23 protein-coding genes are annotated in these 23,788 nt (G+C 36.1%); 9 read left to right on the plus strand and 14 right to left on the minus strand.

Annotation, left to right across the window (positions count from 1 at the left end; genetic code table 11):
* The first annotated feature begins 14 nt into the window (after positions 1-14).
* From EKM68_RS02230 to arsB, 4 genes are all read left to right on the plus strand, one after another.
* A complete protein-coding gene (locus tag EKM68_RS02230; RefSeq protein WP_125588028.1) occupies positions 15-872 on the plus strand; it encodes an amino acid ABC transporter substrate-binding protein in 858 nt (285 codons plus the stop codon).
* A gap of 443 nt (positions 873-1,315) precedes the next feature.
* The gene (locus tag EKM68_RS02235) at positions 1,316-2,182 is read left to right on the plus strand and encodes an aldo/keto reductase (protein WP_125588029.1); all 867 of its coding nucleotides are present in this window, start codon (positions 1,316-1,318) and stop codon (positions 2,180-2,182) included.
* 115 nt (positions 2,183-2,297) lie between these two features.
* Positions 2,298-2,603, plus strand: coding sequence for an ArsR/SmtB family transcription factor (locus EKM68_RS02240; protein WP_125588030.1), 306 nt, complete (start codon positions 2,298-2,300; stop codon positions 2,601-2,603).
* 59 nt (positions 2,604-2,662) lie between these two features.
* Complete coding sequence (arsB, locus tag EKM68_RS02245; RefSeq protein WP_125588031.1) at positions 2,663-3,703, plus strand: ACR3 family arsenite efflux transporter; 1,041 nt, start codon at positions 2,663-2,665, stop codon at positions 3,701-3,703.
* Positions 3,704-3,749: 46 nt separating this feature from the next.
* On the opposite strand, the gene EKM68_RS02250 is transcribed toward arsB, so the two are convergent.
* From EKM68_RS02250 to EKM68_RS02265, 4 genes are all read right to left on the minus strand, one after another.
* Positions 3,750-4,523: a PhzF family phenazine biosynthesis protein gene (locus EKM68_RS02250; protein WP_125588032.1), complete on the minus strand. Its 774-nt coding sequence runs from the start codon at positions 4,521-4,523 to the stop codon at positions 3,750-3,752.
* A 187-nt stretch (positions 4,524-4,710) separates the two neighbouring features.
* On the minus strand, positions 4,711-5,325 hold the full coding sequence (locus EKM68_RS02255) for an NAD(P)-dependent oxidoreductase (protein WP_125588033.1): 615 nt from the start codon (positions 5,323-5,325) through the stop codon (positions 4,711-4,713).
* A 26-nt stretch (positions 5,326-5,351) separates the two neighbouring features.
* A complete protein-coding gene (locus EKM68_RS02260) occupies positions 5,352-5,750 on the minus strand; it encodes an SRPBCC family protein (protein ID WP_125588034.1) in 399 nt (132 codons plus the stop codon).
* A gap of 63 nt (positions 5,751-5,813) precedes the next feature.
* Complete coding sequence (locus tag EKM68_RS02265; RefSeq protein ID WP_125588035.1) at positions 5,814-6,395, minus strand: TetR/AcrR family transcriptional regulator; 582 nt, start codon at positions 6,393-6,395, stop codon at positions 5,814-5,816.
* 171 nt (positions 6,396-6,566) lie between these two features.
* Here EKM68_RS02265 and EKM68_RS02270 point away from each other — a divergent pair, with 171 nt between their 5' ends.
* Entirely contained in the window at positions 6,567-7,214 is a 648-nt protein-coding gene (locus EKM68_RS02270; protein WP_125588036.1) for a GntR family transcriptional regulator, read from the plus strand.
* On the opposite strand, the gene EKM68_RS02275 is transcribed toward EKM68_RS02270, so the two are convergent.
* The 5 genes from EKM68_RS02275 to EKM68_RS02295 all read right to left on the minus strand — a co-directional run bounded on the left by EKM68_RS02275 (position 7,215) and on the right by EKM68_RS02295 (position 12,397).
* On the minus strand, positions 7,215-8,636 hold the full coding sequence (locus EKM68_RS02275; protein WP_125588037.1) for an anion permease: 1,422 nt from the start codon (positions 8,634-8,636) through the stop codon (positions 7,215-7,217).
* Positions 8,637-8,670: 34 nt separating this feature from the next.
* Positions 8,671-9,189, minus strand: a complete 519-nt coding sequence (locus tag EKM68_RS02280) for a LeuD/DmdB family oxidoreductase small subunit (RefSeq protein ID WP_318530716.1) — start codon at positions 9,187-9,189, stop codon at positions 8,671-8,673.
* Positions 9,190-9,195: 6 nt separating this feature from the next.
* Positions 9,196-10,476 (minus strand): 3-isopropylmalate dehydratase large subunit, encoded by a 1,281-nt coding sequence (locus EKM68_RS02285; protein WP_125588039.1) that lies wholly within the window; start codon positions 10,474-10,476, stop codon positions 9,196-9,198.
* A gap of 190 nt (positions 10,477-10,666) precedes the next feature.
* Positions 10,667-11,443 (minus strand): ABC transporter permease, encoded by a 777-nt coding sequence (locus tag EKM68_RS02290; protein WP_125588040.1) that lies wholly within the window; start codon positions 11,441-11,443, stop codon positions 10,667-10,669.
* Positions 11,444-11,461: 18 nt separating this feature from the next.
* Positions 11,462-12,397 carry an ATP-binding cassette domain-containing protein gene (locus EKM68_RS02295; RefSeq protein WP_125588041.1) on the minus strand — a complete coding sequence of 312 codons (936 nt, stop codon included), beginning with the start codon at positions 12,395-12,397 and terminating at the stop codon, positions 11,462-11,464.
* Between the two features lie 151 nt (positions 12,398-12,548).
* Between EKM68_RS02295 and EKM68_RS02300 the strand changes: the two genes are divergently transcribed.
* Positions 12,549-13,067 (plus strand): MarR family winged helix-turn-helix transcriptional regulator, encoded by a 519-nt coding sequence (locus EKM68_RS02300; protein WP_125588042.1) that lies wholly within the window; start codon positions 12,549-12,551, stop codon positions 13,065-13,067.
* 96 nt (positions 13,068-13,163) lie between these two features.
* On the opposite strand, the gene EKM68_RS02305 is transcribed toward EKM68_RS02300, so the two are convergent.
* Entirely contained in the window at positions 13,164-15,407 is a 2,244-nt protein-coding gene (locus EKM68_RS02305) for an ATP-binding cassette domain-containing protein (RefSeq protein ID WP_125588043.1), read from the minus strand.
* Between the two features lie 425 nt (positions 15,408-15,832).
* On the opposite strand from EKM68_RS02305, the gene EKM68_RS02310 reads away from it, so the two are divergent.
* On the plus strand, positions 15,833-16,306 hold the full coding sequence (locus EKM68_RS02310; RefSeq protein ID WP_125588044.1) for a nucleoside 2-deoxyribosyltransferase: 474 nt from the start codon (positions 15,833-15,835) through the stop codon (positions 16,304-16,306).
* A 39-nt stretch (positions 16,307-16,345) separates the two neighbouring features.
* Here the strand turns inward: EKM68_RS02310 and EKM68_RS02315 are convergent, their stop codons facing one another.
* Positions 16,346-18,820 (minus strand): MucBP domain-containing protein, encoded by a 2,475-nt coding sequence (locus EKM68_RS02315; RefSeq protein ID WP_125588045.1) that lies wholly within the window; start codon positions 18,818-18,820, stop codon positions 16,346-16,348.
* Positions 18,821-19,006: 186 nt separating this feature from the next.
* Between EKM68_RS02315 and EKM68_RS02320 the strand changes: the two genes are divergently transcribed.
* Both EKM68_RS02320 and EKM68_RS02325 read left to right on the plus strand, forming a co-directional pair.
* Entirely contained in the window at positions 19,007-20,182 is a 1,176-nt protein-coding gene (locus tag EKM68_RS02320) for a CynX/NimT family MFS transporter (protein ID WP_225422944.1), read from the plus strand.
* A gap of 151 nt (positions 20,183-20,333) precedes the next feature.
* The gene (locus EKM68_RS02325; RefSeq protein WP_125588047.1) at positions 20,334-21,551 is read left to right on the plus strand and encodes an MFS transporter; all 1,218 of its coding nucleotides are present in this window, start codon (positions 20,334-20,336) and stop codon (positions 21,549-21,551) included.
* Positions 21,552-21,603: 52 nt separating this feature from the next.
* Here EKM68_RS02325 and EKM68_RS02330 read toward each other — a convergent pair whose 3' ends face one another.
* The 3 genes from EKM68_RS02330 to EKM68_RS02340 all read right to left on the minus strand — a co-directional run bounded on the left by EKM68_RS02330 (position 21,604) and on the right by EKM68_RS02340 (position 23,744).
* Positions 21,604-22,575, minus strand: a complete 972-nt coding sequence (locus EKM68_RS02330) for an alpha/beta hydrolase fold domain-containing protein (protein ID WP_125588048.1) — start codon at positions 22,573-22,575, stop codon at positions 21,604-21,606.
* An 80-nt stretch (positions 22,576-22,655) separates the two neighbouring features.
* A complete protein-coding gene (locus EKM68_RS02335; RefSeq protein ID WP_225422945.1) occupies positions 22,656-23,090 on the minus strand; it encodes a CopY/TcrY family copper transport repressor in 435 nt (144 codons plus the stop codon).
* Positions 23,091-23,174: 84 nt separating this feature from the next.
* Positions 23,175-23,744: a VIT1/CCC1 transporter family protein gene (locus tag EKM68_RS02340; RefSeq protein WP_125588049.1), complete on the minus strand. Its 570-nt coding sequence runs from the start codon at positions 23,742-23,744 to the stop codon at positions 23,175-23,177.
* Positions 23,745-23,788 lie beyond the last annotated feature (44 nt).

A 23,788-nucleotide genomic window follows, 5' to 3' on the forward strand; every position in this document is an offset into this window, starting at 1 on the left:
GGGATTAATATATTATGAATAAAAAAGTCATTAAACTAGTTACCCTCTTGGCTGTTTTAGTTATGGTGCTTAGCTTGAGTGGTTGCGGGAACAAAAAATCAGTTGCTCAAGAAGCCAATACTGCCGATACTTGGGCAGCCATCAAGAAACGTAAACGTGTTATTATCGGACTCGACGATACTTTTGTACCAATGGGGTTCCGTGAAAAAAACGGTAAGTTAGTCGGTTATGATATTGACTTGGCCAAGGCTGTTTTTAAACAATATGGTATCAAAGCTGACTTCCAACCAATTGATTGGAATATGAAAGAAACCGAACTACGTAATCGTACAATTGATTTAATTTGGAATGGTTACACGATCACGCCTGAGCGACTCAAACAAATTGCTTTCTCACGTCCTTACATGGCTAACAGACAAGTGTTAGTAACTAAAAAAAGTGAGGGTATCACTAGTTTTGCAGGCATGAAAGATAAGACTCTTGGTGTTCAAACCAGTTCTTCCGGTGCTAGTTTATTAGACGAGAAACCTGCCCTGTTGAAGAATTATATTAAGGGTAAGACGCCGGTTATGTACGATTCATTCAACAATGCCTTCATGGATCTCGATGCTGGTAGAATTCAAGGAATGCTGATTGATAGTGTTTACTCTGGATACTATATTCAACACGAAAAAAATCCTGAATCATATCAAACCACTGTCGGTGGTTTTGACGGTGAAGATTTCGCCGTTGGTATGCGTAAAGGTGACAAAACTCTGAAGAGAAAAATTGATACTGCTTTACAACAGCTTGCTAATGATGGCGAGTTGCAAAAGATCAATAAGAAGTGGTTTGGTACTAATGATAATTCTTTGATTGAACCTGAAAAATAAGGTTGTTGGTTGTTGTTCTATTTCCGTTTCCGGTTGCGAGATATTTTACCTGCCGTGGGGGACCGGTTCGAGCCAAGGTCTCTAACCTCGACTTTAGGCTTTGCTTCGCAAATCTTAAAGTTCGTCCTGTGGCCTCGCCACACTCACGGCTGGTATAAATCTCTCCACCTCCAGCTAACACAACCTATAATTGAATAAATTTAATATATTAAATACAGTTTAGACCTCAGCTGAAGTCGGTCCCACAGCAGACTAAATCACTTTCAACCAAAGTCGGAAACATAAAAATAAATAGAAAAAGCACATATGGGAAACTTCATTTCCCATATGTGTTTTTCTGTTCAGAATACGTAAAACGTATACTAGCATAACTATTTAGTAATTTTTAAATTTTAACTTCGGACTTATAGTAGATTCATTAAGAAAAGAGCAGGTAAACAAATATGACAGATATTCCTACAATTAAATTAAATGATGGAAATGAAATTCCAGCAATCGGTTTTGGAACTTTTCAAATTCCTAACGACGGTTCTACATACAAAGCAGTTAAAGAAGCTTTAGAGTTTGGCTATCGTCACATCGATACAGCAGTGGCTTACTTCAATGAAGGCGAAGTTGGTAAAGCCGTAAATGATAGTGGAATCCCTCGTGATCAAATCTGGGTCACAAGTAAACTTTGGTTACAGGATTTTGGCTATGAAGCTGCCAAAAAGGCCATCGATGTGTCACTTAAAAAATTGGGTTTGGATTATATCGACTTGTACTTGATCCATCAACCATACGGCGACGTTCCCGGTGCTTGGCGTGCTATGGAAGAAGCTAAAAAAGACGGTAAAATCAAATCAATTGGTGTTTCAAATATGACTCCTAAAATTTGGAATAACTTTGTACCACAGTTTTCTACTATGCCATCAGTCAACCAAGTTGAATTTAATCCTTACTTCCAACAAAAAGAATTACGTAAAATATTGGATGAGAACAATGTTAAATTGGAAGCTTGGGCACCACTAGGTCAAGGTGATAAAGAATTAATGCATGATCCAGTGCTCGCCAAATTAGCCGAAAAATACAACAAGGATATCGGACAAATCATCTTACGTTTTGAAAATCAAGATGATGTCATCGTCTTCCCTAAATCAGTTCATGCTAGTCGTATCAAGAGCAATCTAGATATTTTTGACTTCGAACTAACTAATGACGAAATGAAACAAATCAAAACACTAGATAAGAACAAAGGAATGCACGATCCTGATGCAGCTGGCGTTGAAAAGATGTTACTATCAGCATTCGATGTCCATGCTAATGATTAGAAATTAAATATTACTCAGGACAAATATTAATATTTGTCCTGGGTATTTTTGACTATATAAATTATTTAAGTTATTATAAATTCATACATAGATGAATATCTATATGAGGTGAAAAATGAATTATAAAAATTACGTGAACTCTTTAAAAGCTCTCTCTGATGAAAACCGACTCAAAATTATTGAATTAGTATCAGACAAGACTTTGTGTGCCTGTGATTTATTAGATCACTTCAACTTTACTCAGCCTACCCTCTCCCATCACATGAAAGTTTTGGAAGATGCCGGTATTGTGACTAGTTATCGTGAAGGCAAATGGAAACACTACTCTTTAAATAAAGAATTTGCATCAGGATTCTTCGAAAACACCAAACAACTATTGTCCAGTGGCTCAGAATGTGTTTGTGACTACGAAAAGGAGTAGCCTGTTTTTTTACTCAATAGATAGATAATCATCTATATGTTATAAGGGGGGAATTTATTTTGGAGAAGACTAGTAAAAAGTTATCAATCTTTGACCGATATATGACTTGGTGGATAATCTTGGCAATGGTCATCGGTGTAGCAATCGGCTATTTCTGGCCTAATACTGCCAATGTTATTAATGCCTTATCGATTGGTACCACATCGATTCCAATTGCTATTGGTCTGATATTAATGATGTATCCGCCACTTACTAAAGTTAAATATGAAGAAATGGGACATGTTTTCAAAGACTGGCGAACTTTGACCGTTTCATTGGTTCAAAATTGGGTCGTTGGTCCAATCGTCATGTTCACTTTAGCAGTTATTTTTTTGCACGATTACCCTGCCTATATGACTGGTTTGATCATGATTGGTTTGGCAAGATGTATTGCCATGGTTATTGTTTGGAGTGAATTAGCACAAGGTGACAGTGAATATACTGCTGGACTTGTCGCCTTCAATGCCGTCTTCCAAATCATTTTTTATTCATTCTTTGCGTACTTATTCATAACTGTCATCCCTGGATGGCTGGGATTACAAACTCATACAGTCAACGTTCCGATGACATCAATTGCCAAAAGTGTCATGATCTATCTGGGAATTCCTTTCCTTGCTGGAATCTCTTCAAGATACTTGTTGATACATTTCAAAGGTAATAATTGGTTTGAAAATGTCTATGTACCAAAAATCAGTCGTATCACTTTTTGGGCATTGATTTTTACTGTAATCGTCATGTTCTCAGTAAAAGGTGAAAAGGTAGTTCAATTACCATTAGACGTTATAAGAATCGCTGTTCCATTATTGCTATACTTCCTAATAATGTTTTTCGTTTCCTTTGGTATTGCACATCATCGTGGTACAAGCTACCCTATTGCTGCATCACTATCGTTAACTGCTGCAAGCAATAATTTTGAACTTGCCATTGCTGTTGCAGTAAGTGTCTTTGGCATCAGTTCAGGAGAAGCATTCACTGCTGTTATCGGCCCACTAGTTGAAGTACCAGTACTATTGAGTTTGGTTAATGTCGCGCTCAAATATCGTCATACCTTCAAAAAATAGAGCAGTAACAACTCGGTTCAATCCGAATTGTTACTGCTCTATTTATTTATAAACTAATTTCTGAAGTAGAATACAAAACAGCTTTACCAGCCAAATAGGTTTTACTTCCTTCATATCGCCCATACAAGACTCCAGTTCTCTGTGATGCTTGAAATGCCACAATATTCTTCTTACTTAATTTATTAGACCAATAGGGAACAATGTGGCAGTGTCCACTTCCACAAACTTGATCTTCCAACACACCATGCTTGGGAGTAAATGTTCTTGAGACACAGTCATAGTTTTTACCTCTCGCCGTAACGTTTAACAACACTCCATCCAGGGATGCAATCTTGTCAAAATCAGGTTGCAAGCTGGCGATTACTTTTGGACTATCAACTACACATAATAAATCACGGCCGAGATAAGCCTCTTGAATAGGCGCACTAATACTGTCTTCCATGGCTTTTGTTACCTCAACTTGATTCAGTTCAAATGAGGGAAACTCCAATTCATATCCATCAATTGTTTTGGCAACTTTTACTTCACCACCCAAAGTTTGAAAAGTAATAACATCGGCTTCAAATTCATAATAATTCATCAATACAAATGCTGTCGCCAAAGTAGCGTGCCCACAAAGTTCAATTTCACATGTGTGTGTGAACCATCTTAACTTATATGAACTTCCCTCTTTAACTGTAAAAGCTGTTTCCGCAACACCATTTTCGATGGCAATCTTTTGTAGTATCTCATCTGGCAGCCAATGATCCATAATTACGACTGCTGCTGGATTACCTTTGAAAATCACATCTGTGAATGCATCTACTAAATAGCTTTTCATTTGATTAACTCCATTTCTAATGGTGGTGTAAACTTTCATAATTCATCTAACAATTTTAACATTATTATTCAAAAAAAATACATTGGGTCAATATCCCAATGTATTTTGATTATTCCAATATCCAGCGCTAAACAGTCCTCACTTGTTTAACGTTGAATATTGGGATTAATATATTTCTTTCAAAAGATCATTGCTGAACATAAACAGATTCATTGATATATCGTGAATCGTCTAAGTTATTTATCATGAAATCTGCTAAGTCAGCACGACTAATGTTTCCCATAATGGACTTGCCTTCGTAGTTACCATAGCGATAATTACTAGTCTTATCACCAAAAGTTAGCGTTGGTGGTTGCACGATGGTAAAAGACAAGCCAGAATTTCGGACACTTTTATCTTGTTTTTCTTTAGACGCAAATCCGGCATGAGTAGCCAATCTTATTCCATTTACAACAGTTCTCATAGCTGGATTCAACATCCTACGACTCTCTGGACTTGTTCCAAAGCCCGTCAATAGTTCAATACGTTTTACATTAGTATTTTTCATGGCCTGAATTATATTTTCAGTCGGTTGAGCAACGTTGAAGTCACCCAACGATATGATTGCGGCATCACTTCCTTTCAGTGAAGCCTCAATAGTTTTGATATTAGTATAATCTACAACCGCTTCAGTCACTATGTGCTGTGCCTGAATTTTTCCAGGACTTCTGGTAACGGCTACAACCTCATGTCCTCTAGAAACTGCCTCATCTATCAAATATCTTCCTACACTACCGCTGGCTCCAAAAATTGTAATTTTCATTTTATCTCCTAATTAATGACTAAACGTTAAATCAAAGCTTTTCCTAAATCATCCAAGTAAATATTTAATTGTTTTTTGAAGAAACGATTAATTGGAAACTGGAAAAACTTGTTTTTTGCGTCAAATTCTTCGGTTATTTTTAACGTAGTAGTATCTTCACTATCTTGATGAAGTTCAAAAGTTCTTCTGCCCGTTCCATCCACATGATCAATATCTAAGGCACGATTTACATTTTGAATTTGAGTAACCAGAGTATATTTCTCTGGTGAATTAGTCTCAGAACTCATCTCACTATATTGTTTTTCATTTTCAATCGTTACTTCAGGTACATTTGATCGCCATGAATAATCTTTCGGATTGGTGATTTTAGCCCAAATCTCTTCTGAAGTTGCTTTAAATTGTTTTTCTCTGCTGTACATTGACATATTTGTTTTCTCCTTTATTGACTAAATATTTATTTAATTAACTTTTAAATAAAAAACCGATAACTATCGATTTTTTAAAATTCCTTCTATTGATAAGTGAATAATATCTTCCACTGCTTTTGGATCAATTTCTCTTTGCTCCGAACGACGTTGGTTCATCATCATAATGAATGGTGCAAACAATAAATCATTAATATATTCAATATTGTAAGTTTTTAAACATTTCTTATCGGATGCTTCTTGAAACAAATCAATCAGTGGCTTAGTTAATTCATTCCCACATTGAACTGCATTCAATGTAATCAATTCTGAATTTGCTTGTACAGCCTGCATGAAACTTGCTTCCAATGGATGTTCCATAAACTTCTTTGCAAAATGATTTATTCCGAAGAATAACATTTCTTCCATTGAATTACCCTTAGCAATATCTGCCGCTAAGTCTTCATCGATCATACCCTTAATCTCTATATAAATTTTGGATAACATATCGACTTTGTCCTCATAATAAACATAAGGTGTCCCCGAACTAACATTAGCTCGTTTGGCAATTTTTCCAAATGACAATGCCGGAATACCTTCCTCATCCACTATTTCAAAAATTGCCTGTTTAATTCTGTCTTTTTTGTTCTCGTCTATCTTTCGCATAGATTTATAATAAACGGTCGTTTAGTTAATGTCAATATAATTTCTAAATTAACTAAATAATCATTTAAAAAATAGATGGACTATCTGACAAACAAAATTTGGTTGCTTTGACATCAAAAGACCACTATGCTAGCTTTTAATTAAGACAATATACAGAATAGGACAAGCTAAATGGAACCTATAAAACAAATGCCGACTAGTACTCGTGTCGCCTCATTATTAAGAAAAGCTATTCTCAGTGGCGAATACAGTGGTGACGAAGAATTGAGTCTCACAAAAATATCAGATCAGTTGGGTGTTAGTCGCACTCCTGTGAGAGAAGCGTTCCAACAACTATCATCTGAAGGATTGATTACCCTAAGAATGAATAAGGGTGCAATAGTAAAATCCATTGATAAAAAATTTATAATTGACCACTTTGAAGTTCGCATTCTTTTAGAATGTGAAGCTGTTAAACGCGCCGTTAAAAACAATATGGACGTTTCAGATTTGTTGATTCGAGAAAAAGAATTACAAAAACAATCGAATGTAGCAAAAATCGAAGATTATATTCAAGCTAATCAAGATATCCATCGATCAATTTGGAAAGCAGCTGATAATCAAAAACTCTTCCAATTGTGTGAAGAATTATGGAACGGTTCAAGTACTAATAATGTTTATCCAGCAATTGAACATCATCTTAAGTCAGTAGATGAACACATTGAATTACTAACAGCTATTCAAAATGGCGAAGCTAGTAAAGCAAGTAATATTATGAAAAAGCATTTAACACGCAGTATGAACAACCTGATCGACAACTTCGATAATCAATCAGATTAATTACCACATACCAAGTAACTTCATCCACATAGAACCAACACCGATCCAAATTACCAAATAAACAATTCCCAAAACGAGGTTCATCTTCCACCACTCAGATTGAGTTATATAACCCGATCCCGCATAAATTGGAGCGGGTCCCATTGAATAATGCGTTGTGGAGCCAAATAGATTTCCAAAGAAGCCAAGCATCAATGCTGCTAACAAAGGTGGGACACCGGTTGAAATGGCTACACCTAACAGTGCAGCGTACATTGCACTAATATGTGCGACAGCACTAGCAAACAAATAATGAGAATAAAAATAAACTAGGATCAAAATAACTAATATTATCATCCAACTAAAACCGTGTAATGACGACGAAACTTGTTTGCTCAACCATGGAATAAATCCTAACGAGTTCAGTTGTGTTGCCATCATTACCATAATTGAAAACCAGAAGAAAGTATTCCATGCTCCACTTTCGTGTGTTATATCTGACCAAGTCAAAACACCTGAAAGTAATAATAATGAAATTGCAATAAATGCTGTAAGAGTCGCATCGATTCCAGTAATACTCCCAGTAATCCAAAGCAGTAAGGATATTACAAAAACGCTTGCCATTACTTTTTCAGGCAATGTGACTTTGCCTACTTTCTTTAACTCAGAATCAGCCCATTCACGTGCATTAGGAGTTTCTTTGATTTCTGGTGGGTACATTTTATAAATAATGAATGGAATTAAAATTAATGAAATTACGCCAGGAACTAATGCAGCTAAAAACCAATTCATCCAAGTAATTGAAATGTTCTGATTCTTAGCAAAAGCCTGTGCTAATGGATTACCTGACATAGCCGTTAAAAACATAGCAGAAGTAATTATTACACCATGGAACTCTGCGAACATTAGGAAGGAACCTATTTTTCTTTGGGTTCCTTTTTTTGGTGTCGAATCAAAAACATTTGCCAACGATTGAATTATAGGATAAATAATTCCACCTGATCTAGCGGTATTACTTGGTGTTGCAGGTGCTAGTATCAAATCCACACCAATAATTGAATATGCCAAAGTCAAAGTTCGTTTACCAAACAGACTTACAAAATGCAAAGCAATTCTCTTACCTAATCCAGTTTTAATGAATCCTCTCGATATAAAGAACGCCATGGCAATCAACCAAATACTGTTATTTCCAAATCCAGCAATTGCATTATCCATTGAAATAGTTCCGGTTAAAACACCAATAACAAATCCAATGATAGCTACACCACCAATGGGTAGAGGTTGTGTGATGCAACCAATTATTACCGCAACAAATAACGCAAACATGTGCCATGCAGCAACCGATAAAGTATCAGGTCTTACAGGAGCCATAAACCATATAATTAAACCAACAAGGACCGGAAACAAAAACTTTTTATAATCTACATGTTGTAAGGAAGTCATAAGGGCCATCCCCCTATTCTATTAATTTGTAGAATTATTCAGATTTTTCTGCAGCAAATTTATTGATCATATATTTCTTTATGCCACCGGCAGCCAAAATTTTTAACGGTTGACCAGTAATTTTTTCAGATTTAAATTCTTCACCTGTATCTTTGTCTGAAATAATTCCTTTTTCCAAATCTATTTTCAATGTTTGACCATCCTTAACATGTTGACTAATTCCTTTGCAAATAACTGGAGTTAGCGACAAATTAACAGCATTACGATAAAAAATTCTTGCGAATGAATCTGCGATTACTGCACTGGCTCCCATATGGATCAGGGTAATTGCAGCATGTTCTCGACTAGATCCACAGCCAAAATTAGTGCCGGCAACTACAATTCCACCCTTTGGAAAGTTTTTTGAAATATTCTTATCCAATCCTTCTAAACAGTGACTGCCTATTTCTTCTGGATCGGTCAAGGCAAGATATGGTGCAGGATAAATTTGATCGGTATCAATATTATTTCCTAGAACTATTATTTGACCTTCAATTTGTGTTTTCAGAATAATTTCCCCCTAGTATGCAATGCTGATTTCACTGACATATTTACGTGGATCAGTAATTTTCCCATTTAAAATACTTGATGCAACTGCTGCTGGACTAGCTAAATATATTTCGGCTTCAACTGAACCCATACGCCCTGGGAAATTACGATTTGTACTACTGATACATACTTCGCCAGATGCAAGAATACCTTCATGGATTCCTAGGCAGGCTGCACATCCCGGTGCAGCAATGGTTGCTCCAGCTTTCATCAGATCTTGAATGTAACCAGCTTTAATACATTTTTGCATCACTTCAGCTGAAGCAGGCACAACATCTAATCTCTTGTATTTTGGAATATGTTTACCCTTAAGAATCTTTGCAGCAACCTCAATATCTTCGAATCGTCCACCTGTACAACTGCCGATGTACCCTTGATCGATTTCAACATCATGATCTTCAACAACACTGGTTAAGTTATGAACATTATCTACACTGTTTGGACATGATAATGTTGGTTCCATTTGTGAAACATCAAATATATGTGATTCTTGATATTCAAAATCATCGTCCGTATATTGAATTTCATAGGGTTTAACGGCTCGCTTTGAAACATAATCCAAAACTTTTTGATTAGGTTGCATATAAGCTGTCTTGGCTCCCATTTCCACAGCCATATTACAAATAGTCATTCTTCCTGGAACACCCAATTGATCAACATAACTTCCGGTGAAATCAATGGCCTTATACACAGCTCCATCAGCTTTTAATTTTCCCAAGACGTTCAAAACAACATCCTTTGGATATACACCTTCAGGTGCATCGCCATCTAACCGAACTTCAATTATTTCAGGGACTCGGAACCATAATTTACCCGTTAAAAGAATCGTGGCCATATCAGTAGCACCGACTCCTGTACCAAAAGCGCCAAAAGCACCATGAGTTGTTGTATGACTATCAGTAGCGACTAAAATCATTCCTGGATATGCCAAGCCAGCTTCTGGCATTACTTGATGACAAACACCACAATTTGTATCGAAGTGATATTTCAAATTGTTTTTCTTCGCAAATTCACGCATCTCTTTGTGGTTCTGAGCACTCTTTTCATCAGGTGCAGGAGCATAGTGGTCAAACACAAATGCTGCCTTGGTATTATCCCAAACCTTTTTACCACCCATTTCATAAAATGAATAAACTGTTTGTAAATATAAATCGTTGATTTCAGCAAAATCAATATCTGCTGTAACTATTTGGCCAGCACTAACCGATTCAAGTCCACTATTCTTAGCTAATATTTTTTCTAAAGCATGCATGATATCACTCCCATTTTTATTTTATAAATTGGATATTGAATATTGTATACGATATTCAATTTATTTAATGCAAGTGTAAGTCCTCACAAAGTGTCTAGTCAAAGATAGTTTTGGTATATTTTTATTATTCTTTTTAGGAATAAATGGCAATAAAAGAACGTGCAATCATCTTAGATTGCACGTTCTAAATCTAATTATTACGGTTATAAGCCCAAACAGTCAACGGGGCAAAAACAACAACTATTCCAATTCCAAAAATCAACACTAATACTGCTTCATGTGTCCAACTACCTGTTGATAAAATTTGTCTAATGGCAGTAATTACATAAGTTATTGGATTCATATATGCAATAACTTGCATAGTCTTCGAGAGTGTTTTGATTGGAATAAAGGCATTCGATAAGAATGACAAAGTCATCATTGTTATCATTGAAAAACTTTCTACCGTCGTGGCATTCTTAGCAAGCAATCCTACCAAAGCAAAAACCCATGATAACGACCAACCTATAAATATGGCAAGTAATCCACTTACAATTACCCAACCGAATCCGGCGGTTGGCCTCCATCCCATCACATAACCAGTTGCCAATGAAGTAACCGTAGCAATTAGCAAGCGCAAAATATCTGCAAAAAGTTGACCGGCCAATGGTGCAATGTGTGCCATTGGTAATGACTTAAAACGATCAAATACTCCTGAATCTAAATCTTCTCTAATTTGGGATCCTGATCCTGAAGCAGCTGAAAGCATTGTTTGAATCAATATTCCAGGAACTATTGTAGGTAAATAATTTTTAACATTGCCTGCAATGGCGCCTCCAAATAAGTATCCGAACATCAGCATAAACATAATTGGTTGAATTATTACATCCATAAATCTATCAGGATTATGAAATGTTTTGAGCAAGTTACGATATGCCATTGTAGCAGTATTCATAATCAAATTACCGCGATGTGTTTGTACGTCCATAATTAATTCTTCTCTCTTTTAATTTTTACCAACAGTTAAATTCATGAAAACATCATCCAAAGATGGTTCCTGTATTGTTAAATTACTAATGGAAATTCCGGCCTGCTGCAAAGCTACCAATAATGGTGTCAGTTGACTGGTATGCTTTAAGCTAGCATGCACCTGTTGTCCATTAAAATGAATGGAATCCCCCAGTTGGTCTGTCATTATTTTTGCAGCAGGATCTATCTGTGATACCTGACCAATAGTAAAATTAAGCTTTGTTCCACCAATTTGTTGCTTAAGTTTTTCCGGAGTTCCAATCTTTATTAATTTTCCATGATCAATGACCGCAATTCTATCTGCCAATTGATCCGCCTCATCTAAATATTGCGTTGTAAGTATAATAGTCGAACCTTGTGTTACCAACTTTCTAATCGTATCCCACATCTGCATTCGAGTTCGTGGATCCAGTCCCGTTGTTGGCTCATCTAAAAAAACTAGAGCTGGACTAGAAATCAAACTAACTGCTAGGTCCAACCTACGGCGCATCCCACCTGAAAAATCTTTAAGTGGCTTGTCAGCTGAATCAACCAATGAAAACTCGCTTAATAATTCCTGCGTCCGTTGTTTAGAAGCTGATCGAGACAAGCCATTTAAGCGTGAAAAAATCATCAAATTTTCACGTGCAGAAATATCTTCATCAACTGATGCATACTGACCAGTCAAACCAAACATGGATCTAGCTAATCGGCCTTCTTTAACAGTATCGTGACTAAAAATCTTCACACTGCCACGATCAGCCTTCAATAATGTAGTCATCATTCGCAAAATAGTTGTTTTACCAGCACCATTTGGTCCTAACAATCCAAAGACTTCACCTTGCTTCACATTAAAAGAAACATTATCAACTGCAATTTTATTACCGAATTTTTTCGTTAAATGATTAACTTCAATTGCATTAATTACTTCCATTATTCACTACCTCATTACTTTAATATTTAATCAGGTAACCTGATTAAATATATTGTAAGGGTACCTGACTAAATATGCAAGAATTTTATCAGGTTACCTGACTATCTTTTTATAAATCAATCAGTATAATGGTATTTGGAGGTTAAATCATATGCCCAATTTACTTAAACAAAAAAATGCAGCTGGAAAACTCATTGAGTTCGGCATGGTACGTCACCTTGCAGATAATGTAGCTCACAGAGATTCCGATAAGGGTGAGCGTCAATCTATGTTTCAAGGCCAAGGTAAAATTTTACTAGCATTAGCACAGACCGATGGGCTTTCACAAAAAGAATTAGCCACAAAACTTGATTTGACAGCTCAATCTACTGCAGAATTCGTCAATAAACTTGTTAAAAAACATTATGTAACCAAAGAAAAATCTGTCACTGATCGCCGTATGACGATTATTCGATTAACCGACTTGGGACGTCAAACTGCTACTGATGAATCATCAAAAATACCAAATTTTTTAAACGTTCTGACTGACGAAGAATTAGATCAGCTTACTAACATCCTGACAAAAATCAATAACAGTCTTTACGAAGAAATAGATAGTTCTGATCAACCATCACTATTTAAAAAATCTCAACAAGTCATCAAGGACCACATTCGTGATTGGTTCCTTTAATACCAAAACAGGACCAGACTTTGCATAAGCAAAATCTGATCCTATTTTTTTCACTATCATTAGTTTGAAAAATAACATACTAACTGGAAACAGCATTTAAATATACTTTGCAGTAACTGACTTCTCAACCTCAATAATCCCGGCAACTGGACCTTCATAAAGAATCTCACCGCCACGAGATCCACCATCAGGACCAATATCAATAATCCAATCAGCACTGCGCATAACATCAACATTGTGCTCAATAACCACAACTGTATTGCCCTTATCGACCATGTCATTAACGATTCGAATTAAATTTTCGGTATCAGAAACATGCAAACCAGTTGTTGGCTCATCTAATATAAAGATACTGCCTTTTTTATTCAATTCTTTAGCTATCTTCAAACGTTGGCTTTCACCACCAGACAAGGTATTCAACGCTTGCCCCATTGAAAGATAATCCAAACCAACGTTATGGATATTTTTCAATTTGTTACTGATTTTTTTATCGTCAAAGAATGAAAATGCTTCTTCAATCGTCATATCCATAACTTCAACAATATTTTTATCTTTAAACTTGTATTGCAAAACCTCTGGATCAAATCTACCACCATGACATTTTGGACATTCAATCTCCGAATTATCCATGAATGACATGTTCAATTCGATTACACCTTTACCATTGCATTCTGGACAAGCACCCTTGGAATTATAACTGAAAAAACTATCTTCAACACAGTTTGTTGAAGCAAACAGTTTCCTGATTTCATTCATGATTCCAGTATAAGTTGCCGAATTAGAACGGCTATTGGCATGCAACGGGCTCTGGTCAATAACCACAGCATCCGGATTTTCCTGAGCAAATACCTGCTCAACTAAAGTACTCTTACCTGAGCCAGCAACACCAGTTACAACTGAAAATAAACCTTCCGGAACGTTCAATTGAATATCCTTTAGGTTATGAAGTGACGATTTAGAACTTCTAACAAACTTGTCAGCTTTTCTTGGATGCCCATTCATAGGTAAATCGTGATTTAAATACTTACCTGTTAATGTATCTGATTTCAAAAGTTCCTCATATGTACCTGTAAAATCAATCTCACCACCATGAATACCGGCATGTGGGCCAACATCAACAATATAGTCCGCAATCTTAATAACATCTGGATCATGCTCGACCACTAAGACAGTATTACCATTGTCTCGAAGCTTCAGAAGCAAGTTATTAAGTCGATTAACATCCCTTGGATGCAGTCCAGTACTAGGTTCATCCAAAATATAAATCAAATCGGTCAAACTATTGGATAAGTATTTCACTGTTTTAACACGTTGGCTTTCTCCACCAGACAAAGTCGAAGTTTCACGGGTAAGATTCAAATAATCTAATCCAATATTGATCAAGTCTTGAATTCTAGCTTTCAGATCAATGATAATTGACTTCATTCTTTCGTCAGTAAATTCATCCAAAGTAGTAATCAGTTGATCTAGTTGCATGTCAGTTAAGTCAAAAATATTGTACCCATCGATTTTAGAATCCAAGACCTTTTGATTGAATCGAGTTCCATGACACATCGTGCAAGTGGACATTTCAGCGTATTTCTCAATTTTCTTACGAGCACCATCAGACATAGTTCTGTTCTCTTGAATATTTGTCCTGTAGAACCTTTTGATAATTCCCTCATAATTAGTTTGATATTCACTACCCTTGTACTCAACTTTGATGGCTGCCTCACCATTAAGTAAATTCTTCATCTCGTCATCGGTAAAATCTTTGACAGGTTTGTCGTTATCAAACAAACCAGAATTCAACAATGTCTTCAAATAAAAAGAATTATTACTATAACCCGGTAATAGTACGGCACCCTCGTTCAAGGATTTATCATAGTCCAGTGCTTCATCAAGTTTTACAACGTAGCTTCGTCCAATTCCTTCACACTGAGGACACATACCCTCCGGATCATTGAAAGAAAAAACATTGCTAGCATTACCATACTTAGGGGTTCCAAATCTTGAGAACAGTATTCTAAATAACGGACTGATATCACTGATCGTACCCAGAGTCGAACGATCATTACCGCCTAGAGGCTTTTGATCAATGATAATTGCAGTTGAAAGATTATGGATCTCATCAGCATCAGGACGTTTGTACTTAGGTAAATATAATCTTGTAAAACTACTATAAGTACTATTCAATTGGCGACCGGCCTCTTGGGCAATTGTGTCAAATACGATTGAAGACTTACCAGAACCAGACACACCAGTGAAAACAGTCAGTTTGTTTTTTGGAATCTTCAAACTGATGTTTTTTAAGTTATTTTCACGGTCATTAACTATCTCGATAAACTGTTTCTCAGACATTTGGAACCCCCAATATACTTTTATTTTTATTCAAAAGGAAATTAATTATAGCATATTATTTGATAAAAAATGGCAAAACAAAAAGGAATGTGTTTCCGCACATTCCCTGTAATCAGAACTTTAAAATAATTTCCTAATCTTACCCAACTATAGCGCGTCATATACCTAAAAGATCAATAGCAAAAATGCTATCAATATCCCCACGATTGCAAGATAACTCACGTTGCGTTTATCATCACGTAAGTTCTTTTGTTTCTTCATGGTATCGTCCTCCGTGCTTACTACTGTTATATCATCTTTCAGAACTAATTGAAAGTAAATTTTCATCCAAAAACAACTTAGTAACATAACGGTAATGTGGAATTTTCCAACCGTTATAACGTATAATATATTATATATATTATTAAGGAGAAACTAACAGTTTAATGGACAAAAAAAATCGTGTATATTTAGCCGGACCATTCTTCAGCAAAGAACAAATTAGTCGTCTGGATGAAATTGAAAAATTATTAAATAATAATACAACCATTGGGGACATTTTTCGCCCGGGAGTGGATGAATATCAAGACGCTAAGATGGGGACTTTTGAGTGGCAAACGGCCGTCTTCAAACATGATATCAACAACATCAACATCTCCGATATCGTCATTGCCATGCTGGATTACAAAAATGAGAATGGCGAATTTGAGCCTGATTCAGGTACAATCTGGGAATGCGGCTATGCCTTTGCGAACAACATTCCAGTTATCGGTGTTCGTTACGAACCTGAACAACCATTAAACCTCATGTTAGCTGGTAGTTTTACAGCCTTCTTCAAAGGTGAGGATCACATTCAACTTATCAAAGATTATAATTTCAACACACTGATGACTCGTTATGAAGATGTTGAAGTACTATAAAATCACTCAAAAAAACTAAACATCAAATGTTTAGCTTTTTTATAGTGAATCATTAACTGTCCAACTCAATACAGCATTATACTTGCCCGGCATAGTATTTTTAGGCAACTGAATCATTGGACCTCCTATTTGTTCATTCTTGTCAGTTGGATTATCCCACCAAAAATTATCAAAATTTAAAATGTCATCATATCCATCTTGATATGATTCTACCTCAGATTGACTATCATCAACATTCATCAATCTTCCATCAGAAGTAAGGTACTTCATTATGTTAGTCAAACTATTATTATCGGAAACAAATTTTGTAGTAGACAATAATAATTTCCAATTGTGATCATTAGTCGTATCTTTAATCCTTAGACTATTAGTTTGATTCTTTATATGTACTAATCCTCCGGCACTATCATTCTGACCATAGTCCAAGGTTGGTGCACTTTGAATCTCCACTGTTCCTAATTTGATATATTTCAAAGTTGCTTCATTAGTTCCACTCTGTAATACTCCAGAAATTTCAGATGGCATAGATACTAATGCGTAATCCCCAATTTCTTTAGGAAAATAATTATTATCCGAAACATCATATGTACTATTGGCTTGACCATATATGGTATTTGAATCCTTAATGCTATTACCATCAGCGTCTTCATAATTTATTTTTAAAGATCCATTTGCCGGAATATTTATAGATTCAACATTAGAAACACTAGCATTTTCATTCGTCGGGCTTCCGTTATCCTCGGCATATACATAGATTGTATGACCATCAGTTGATGGATCAGCTAATGTTTTCAAATCAGATGAATCTGTAATTTGTGAAGTAGATAATTCGGTTTGATCACCTGGATAATCTACCCAATTTGGTTTGATATTATCAGCACTGGTTAAATTAACAGTACTAAGCAACTTACCGTTCGTTGTAACAGGATCATCTATTTTATAGTAAACTTTCACTTGCGAACTGTCCAAATCCCGAACACTTCCCGATATATCTAGATTAGGTAATGATTCCTCGGTCTTATCACTACTGTAATCCAGTTCTGTTTCGTCAGTACGAACGAAGGGCGCACGGTTATCAGAAGCAGATACGGAATATTTCAATGTAGGTGATGACTTACCGTAATCCAAAGGGCCCATTTGATCTTGATTCCAGTACATTGACAGTGAGGTTATTACATCATTGAATGCAATTGTGTCTGGTAAATTTCCAATTATCTTCTGACCGGGATCATTAGTTCCGTTGAATGGTATCGAAGCAAAGGACATACCACCATAGACTCCCCAGCCAAAAGGACCGTCGTCTGATGAAAAGTCAAAAGAAAATCGGTAAATATCTTCCGTATTTTCTACACTCGTGTCACCTACATATACCCCTTTTGGTTTACCTGCATTAACTCCAGTAGAAATCAAATCAGAAAACCAAATGGGCAAATTGTAATTATTATTTAATTCAATATTACAATTTGCTAACAGAAAGAAGTCCGAAGGTAAATCAGCTTCATTTCCGTTATCTGTTGTCAAATTAATAAATCTTGTTTTAATTTCAACGTCATCTTTTGATGATGAAGGCTCCATTAATTGTAATAAACGAAACGTTAGGACTGTTCCTGAATTAAGTTTTACAGTGTAATCACTTTGAGCCATCAAACGTTGATTATTTTTTGGATCAACAAATTCATAGCTATGTGTTGCGGTTTGTACCCGAGTATACCCAAAGTTTAGATTTGTCTGACGCAGCACATCTCCTAAATAAAAGGCTGAATCCCTACCATCATTAGTCTGAGTATTAATAACTTCATCATTATTAAGAATATGAAAATTAGGTGCAAATGACCTAATTGTATAATCAACAGGATCCATATCATTATCATCCTGATTATACATATACTGTAACTGCATCCCTGAACCTATATCCAAGCGAACATATGGTTGAGTAACATAGTTCCTCCAAATACCGATCGTCAACTGTCCTGATTTCCCTGATGATGACTTAACATCCAAAATAACTTGAGTACCGGCCCCATTAGTCTTCATCAATGAATCATCATTGATATTTATAGTTAATGATGAAGGGGTATATTTAAAGGAAAAGTCTGATTCCTTAAATGGTGAAGAAGCTGATATGTTAAAATTAGCAGTTTTTAAGTCGGCTATTTCACTACTTGTGAAATTATTTAAATAAACCGATTTTGTATTACCATCTGGTTTATTTCCTGAAACTATTGGAACTGATAGTGATTTATTAGTCAAACTAATCTGTTTATCAACATAGCTATTATTCTCCGGTTGAGGAATATTTTCTTGATTAAATGAAGAAAACTCTTCATCATCATCGTCATTATTAATTATTTTCCCCTTTTGAACACTATTAATTGGATTAATTAATGAAGATTTTTGACTATTGCCCATTAATGGATTGGTACCCATGACATCTGCATTTACGTTAATAGTACAAAATGCAAAGCTTATTTCTGTAAGTATCATTATAATAATTATCTTCAAAAGTTTTATCATTTGAATTCCCCTAAAAATAAAAATGTAATTCTAACAAAGATAATTATATATTCCATAGCTATATTTTCTTAGTACGTGATGTATATAAGACTATGTGTATTTATCTATAAATGGTTAAGCTGTTTTGTTAGCATGTCTTATTTGCTATACACTATTAAGGTAACTATCTCAGAGGGGGACCATATTTTGAATTCAGCAACACCAAAAATATCCAAAAACTACTTCATATTCAGTATGATGCTGATAGCTGCTAACTTGCGGTTGCCAATCACAATCATGCCGCCATTATTGAACAGCATCGAACACGACCTCAATATTCCTAGCTCCATGGCTGGTTTATTGACATCAATTCCACTGATTGCTTTCGCCATTTTTTCACCGATTATTGTCAAGATTTCTAAGAGCAAAGGCAATGAAGTAACTATTTTTATTTTCTTTATCCTACTAATATTTGGAAGTTATATTAGAATCATTCCCAAAACATGGGCCTTATTCTTCGGTACTGCTCTAGTTGGTGTTGGTATCGATAGTGGTAACGTCTTACTACCAGCTGTTATCAAAGATCGTTTACCCAAACAAATCCCGATGGGAACTGCCTTATACACAATGACCATGCTTCTCATAGCCGCCATCGGTACGGCGCTCTCAGGATTCCTAATTACAAAAACAAGTCTAAATTCAACCCTATCAATTTTGTCACTGACTGGAGTTCTCGCAATAGTATTCTGGACTCCAAATATTCTCAGTAATAAAAAAAATAATACTGTTAAAAAAGCAGAGATACCGGATTATCAAAGTGTTTGGCATCAATCGCTGGGATGGCTGATAACTTTATATTTCGGCTTACAATCAACCGTTTATTATTCCATCCTAACCTGGTTACCCAGGATTCTAAGTAGTCACGGAGTATCTACCGTTTTCTCAAGCAACCTCCTAACTATTCTCCAAATTGCCGGACTGCCACTATCATTTATCGTCCCCATGCTGGCTCCAAAAAAATCTGGAATGATTGCTCTAACAGTATTCGTCGCACTCGGGTATGTCATTTCTCCGTTGGCCTTTATGGTCAACACTACTTCAGCTGCATATTTGATTTTACTGACAATTTTCGTTGGTATCGCTCAAGGAATTGCCTTCAACACGGCAATATTCTTCTTTACCAGCAAAACGACTAACCAATATCAAACGGCTGAAGTCTCAGGTATGGCGCAATCAGCTGGTTACCTGTTAGCGGCCTTTGGACCAGTATCATTTGGCTTACTCCATCAAAGTTCTAATATTCTAATCATCCTTGCCATCTTAGCTTCATTCCTGACGGTGACTGGAATAATAGTAAATAAATCTCAATTAATAAAAGAATAAATATCCAGGCCTCAAAATACTGCTACATCAATATTTTTATAACATAATCAAAAGTTTCAACCCTTGTATATATTTTTCCCGCGTGATACGATACGGTCAAGCAAAATAATCGAACGACAGAGAGCGTTCATTTTGGAGGAAAATATATACTATGAAAATAGTCGAAGACAATAATTCAAACCATCTAGATATCTATCGAGCCAAAGTAGTGGCTTCCACAGCCGCCGGATTCGGACTGGAGAATATGGACGTAATGTTCTTATCATTCGCCCTTTCTTCAATCATCGCTGAATTCGGATTAAGTGGAACGCAAGCGGGAATGATTTCCACGGTCACTAATATCGGCATGCTTATAGGTGGTATTTTTTTTGGAATTTTAGCTGACAGAGTCGGCCGTATCAAAACTTTTACATACACAATCTTTATTTTTGCCATCGCAACTGGAGCAATGTTCTTTGCACACAACCTAACGTTGGTCTACATCTGCCGTTTCTTCGCCGGAATCGGTGGTGGTGGTGAGTATGGGATTGGAATGACTGTACTTGCTGAAAGTTTCTCGAAGAAAAAGCTCGGACGTGTATCAAGTTGGGTCGGTATGGCAGGACAAGGTGGTGCCATCATGGCAGCATTACTTGCCGCATTCATTATCCCTACACTGGGTTGGCACGCACTCTTCTTATTCGGAGTCTTACCAGTAATCATCATCTTCTTCATCAGACATCACTTAAAAGAAAGTGATACCTTCATCAAATCCTCCAAAGAAAAACACGGAAGTGTTAAAGAACTATTCGCAACACCAAAAATTGCTCATCAAACAATTGCACTAACCGTTATGGCTATCGTTCAAATTGCCGGCTACTTCGGACTTATGAACTGGTTACCAACAATCATGCAAAAACAACTGAACTTAACCGTTGCTAGTTCAACTTGGATGATTGCTACGATCCTAGGAATGTGTGCCGGAATGTTAACTTTCGGTTGGATTCTTGATACACTTGGACCCCGTATGGCATTCGGTATCTTCTTAGTTTGTTCAGCCGTCGGCGTATATGTTCTAACGCTACCAACTAATATGATTTCACTAATTATTGTTGGAGCAATCGTCGGATACTTCTCTAACGGAATGTTTGCCGGATACGGAGCAGTTGTCAGTCGTCTTTATCCAACTGAAATTCGTGCTACTGCCAACAATGTAATCATGAATACTGGCCGTTGTATCGGTGGATTCTCCAGCTTGGCTATCGGTTGGATTCTCGACAACTATAGCGTAATGACCGTCATGATCTTCATCTCAACACTCTACATTATTAGTTTTATCGTCATGCTAACAATCAGTAATCTAAAGGCATCAAATTATAAACAAGCTTAAATACAAACGAAGGGTCTCATCAAAAATAATTGATGAGACCCTTTTTAGTTGCTTATTTAATTAATGAAGCTATTTTCTTCAGTACTTCTTTAGCTTCGGGAATTGGGTGAGCTGGGAAAACATGATCCATATTTGGATATGTATACATCGTGAGATCGACATTATCCTCAAAGGCAATCTCGTTGATTTTTTTAGCATCCGCATAAAAAATATCGTGTGTACCAATGAACAAATGAATTGGCGGTAACTTTGTCAGATCACCGTATATAGGACTGACCAACGGATCTTTAACACTTAATCCATCGGCATATATTTTACCTTCAAACCGTAAATCTTCAATATGTAAAATTGGATCAACCTTTTGAAGTTCTTCCATTTCAGGATTGCTGTTAGATACATCCAACCAAGGAGATATTAGGATTGTCTTACTTGGCAATGGATACTTACGATTGCGCATAACTTGAAGTAATGACAAAGCCATACCACCACCAGCTGAATCACCTACTAAAATAATATCTTCAGGGTCAATGTATTCTTCATTGATCAAATGCAAATATCTCGATAGAACCATCGCCGTGGCTTCATTAGCATTGTGAATCGGAGCCTTAGGATAAATTGGCATAATAACTCTGGCATCAGCCAAATTAGATAGCTTGTGTATCATCCTATATTGAAAATTACCAGGCTGGAACCAATAACCGCCACCATGAATATAGAAGATCACCTTACTAGTCTGTTCCTTAGGAACGTACTCTAAAGTATCGTCGAATCCTTTAAGATATTTGAATCTATATCGCAATTTTTCCTCTTCAGGTAATTTGAACGGTTTGTAATAGCTTCCGATATAACGTTCCATATCTTCTTTTGAACGAATTGTTGGGTACAACTCAACTGTGTCCAATGTTTCCTCAATTAACAAACTTCTCAAGCTTCTTTTTTCTTTGATTGCTTGGAATTTCTTAAATGCTATGAAACCAGCACCAAGTGCTCCAAGAATTTTCCCTGCTTTTTTGATATAAATCATCTCCCCTGTAGCATTTCAACTTCTATTATACATACAGATTATAAATTAAATAGCAAAAAAGCGAATCTAAAAAGATTCGCTTAATCACAATCACATTCTCCTGGCACACAATTACAATTTATTTGTTCAACGGCTTGTTTATGATCTAATTTATCTTGGATTTTATCAAGGTCTTCTTGCGTCAATTCAGACTCGTCAATAATATAGGCCACAGCTGAGCCAACTTTTTTAGCACAAACTTGATTGAAGAATTTTTTGGATGCTAAGTCGACTGTTCGACTTTCTTCCATCACAGCTGAATAAATAAACTTATTACCATCTTTTTCAGCCTTAACTATTCCCTTGTCGTTCAACCGATGTAAAAGCGTTTTAATAGTAGCGGGCTTCCAGTCCATCGAATCACCAAGTACATTGATCAATTGGCGTGATGTAACAGTATCTAGCGCCCAAATGACACGCATGATACGCCATTCCGCATCTGTAATGTTGACGTTGTTACTATCTATTTCCATCATAATTATTACCTCACTAACATTTTAGCTGAAAAACCAAATAAAAACAGCCCCCAGAGATTGAGAACTGTTATTTGTAATTCAAATTTAATTTGTTGATATATGAAAGATATTTCCAATCATATACGTAATAACACTGGTAGCAACGCCAATAATTATATTTCTAATAATTGTCTTTTTTGTTGAAATGGTTGTATTCACTGTACTAACTGTTGCATTAAGACTTAAAGCAATAATCATTGCAATCGAAGTATTGATTACCCGCCACTTATCACTCGAAACACACATTGTCACTAATGGTATCAAGGCCCCAATAATGAACGAAACAAACGAAGCCGCCGCGGCATGTAACGGAACTAACAAATCATCTTGTTCTATTTTTTGGGAGTCAGACTCTAGGGTCTTCTCCTGTACATCGTGTTGTGTACTAACAGACATCCATTCACCGCCAGCCATCGAGCAAGCCCCAGCTAACATGCCTGAAATACCAGTAATGAAAAGAGTTCTGCTATTAAAATTAGCACCTGCTGCACCAAGCACAATTCCTGACACTGAGATAATACCATCGTTAGCCCCTAAAATACCAGCTCGTAAAACATTAAGCCTATCCCAAAAATGTATTTTAAAAAAAGAACGTTTATTAGTCGACTTTTCCATTAATTAACCCCTCAATCAAATCGTATACAATTTGTCTACTAATT

The organism is Companilactobacillus jidongensis (assembly GCF_003946575.1).
Classification (GTDB): Bacteria; Bacillota; Bacilli; order Lactobacillales; family Lactobacillaceae; genus Companilactobacillus; species Companilactobacillus jidongensis.

Excerpts from the sequence above, each read along its gene's own strand:
- EKM68_RS02330 (WP_125588048.1), bottom strand. The coding sequence starts at position 22,575 with ATGATTTATATCAAAAAAGCAGGGAAAATTCTTGGAGCACTTGGTGCT.
- EKM68_RS02340 (WP_125588049.1), bottom strand. The coding sequence starts at position 23,744 with ATGGAAAAGTCGACTAATAAACGTTCTTTTTTTAAAATACATTTTTGG.
- EKM68_RS02335 (WP_225422945.1), bottom strand. The coding sequence starts at position 23,090 with ATGATGGAAATAGATAGTAACAACGTCAACATTACAGATGCGGAATGG.
- EKM68_RS02255 (WP_125588033.1), bottom strand. The coding sequence starts at position 5,325 with ATGAAAATTACAATTTTTGGAGCCAGCGGTAGTGTAGGAAGATATTTG.
- EKM68_RS02230 (WP_125588028.1), top strand. The coding sequence starts at position 15 with ATGAATAAAAAAGTCATTAAACTAGTTACCCTCTTGGCTGTTTTAGTT.
- EKM68_RS02270 (WP_125588036.1), top strand. The coding sequence starts at position 6,567 with ATGGAACCTATAAAACAAATGCCGACTAGTACTCGTGTCGCCTCATTA.
- EKM68_RS02285 (WP_125588039.1), bottom strand. The coding sequence starts at position 10,476 with ATGCATGCTTTAGAAAAAATATTAGCTAAGAATAGTGGACTTGAATCG.
- EKM68_RS02325 (WP_125588047.1), top strand. The coding sequence starts at position 20,334 with ATGAAAATAGTCGAAGACAATAATTCAAACCATCTAGATATCTATCGA.
- EKM68_RS02290 (WP_125588040.1), bottom strand. The coding sequence starts at position 11,443 with ATGGACGTACAAACACATCGCGGTAATTTGATTATGAATACTGCTACA.
- EKM68_RS02275 (WP_125588037.1), bottom strand. The coding sequence starts at position 8,636 with ATGACTTCCTTACAACATGTAGATTATAAAAAGTTTTTGTTTCCGGTC.
- EKM68_RS02265 (WP_125588035.1), bottom strand. The coding sequence starts at position 6,395 with ATGCGAAAGATAGACGAGAACAAAAAAGACAGAATTAAACAGGCAATT.
- EKM68_RS02250 (WP_125588032.1), bottom strand. The coding sequence starts at position 4,523 with ATGAAAAGCTATTTAGTAGATGCATTCACAGATGTGATTTTCAAAGGT.
- EKM68_RS02305 (WP_125588043.1), bottom strand. The coding sequence starts at position 15,407 with ATGTCTGAGAAACAGTTTATCGAGATAGTTAATGACCGTGAAAATAAC.
- EKM68_RS02300 (WP_125588042.1), top strand. The coding sequence starts at position 12,549 with ATGCCCAATTTACTTAAACAAAAAAATGCAGCTGGAAAACTCATTGAG.
- EKM68_RS02315 (WP_125588045.1), bottom strand. The coding sequence starts at position 18,820 with ATGATAAAACTTTTGAAGATAATTATTATAATGATACTTACAGAAATA.
- EKM68_RS02310 (WP_125588044.1), top strand. The coding sequence starts at position 15,833 with ATGGACAAAAAAAATCGTGTATATTTAGCCGGACCATTCTTCAGCAAA.
- EKM68_RS02240 (WP_125588030.1), top strand. The coding sequence starts at position 2,298 with ATGAATTATAAAAATTACGTGAACTCTTTAAAAGCTCTCTCTGATGAA.
- EKM68_RS02235 (WP_125588029.1), top strand. The coding sequence starts at position 1,316 with ATGACAGATATTCCTACAATTAAATTAAATGATGGAAATGAAATTCCA.
- EKM68_RS02260 (WP_125588034.1), bottom strand. The coding sequence starts at position 5,750 with ATGTCAATGTACAGCAGAGAAAAACAATTTAAAGCAACTTCAGAAGAG.
- EKM68_RS02295 (WP_125588041.1), bottom strand. The coding sequence starts at position 12,397 with ATGGAAGTAATTAATGCAATTGAAGTTAATCATTTAACGAAAAAATTC.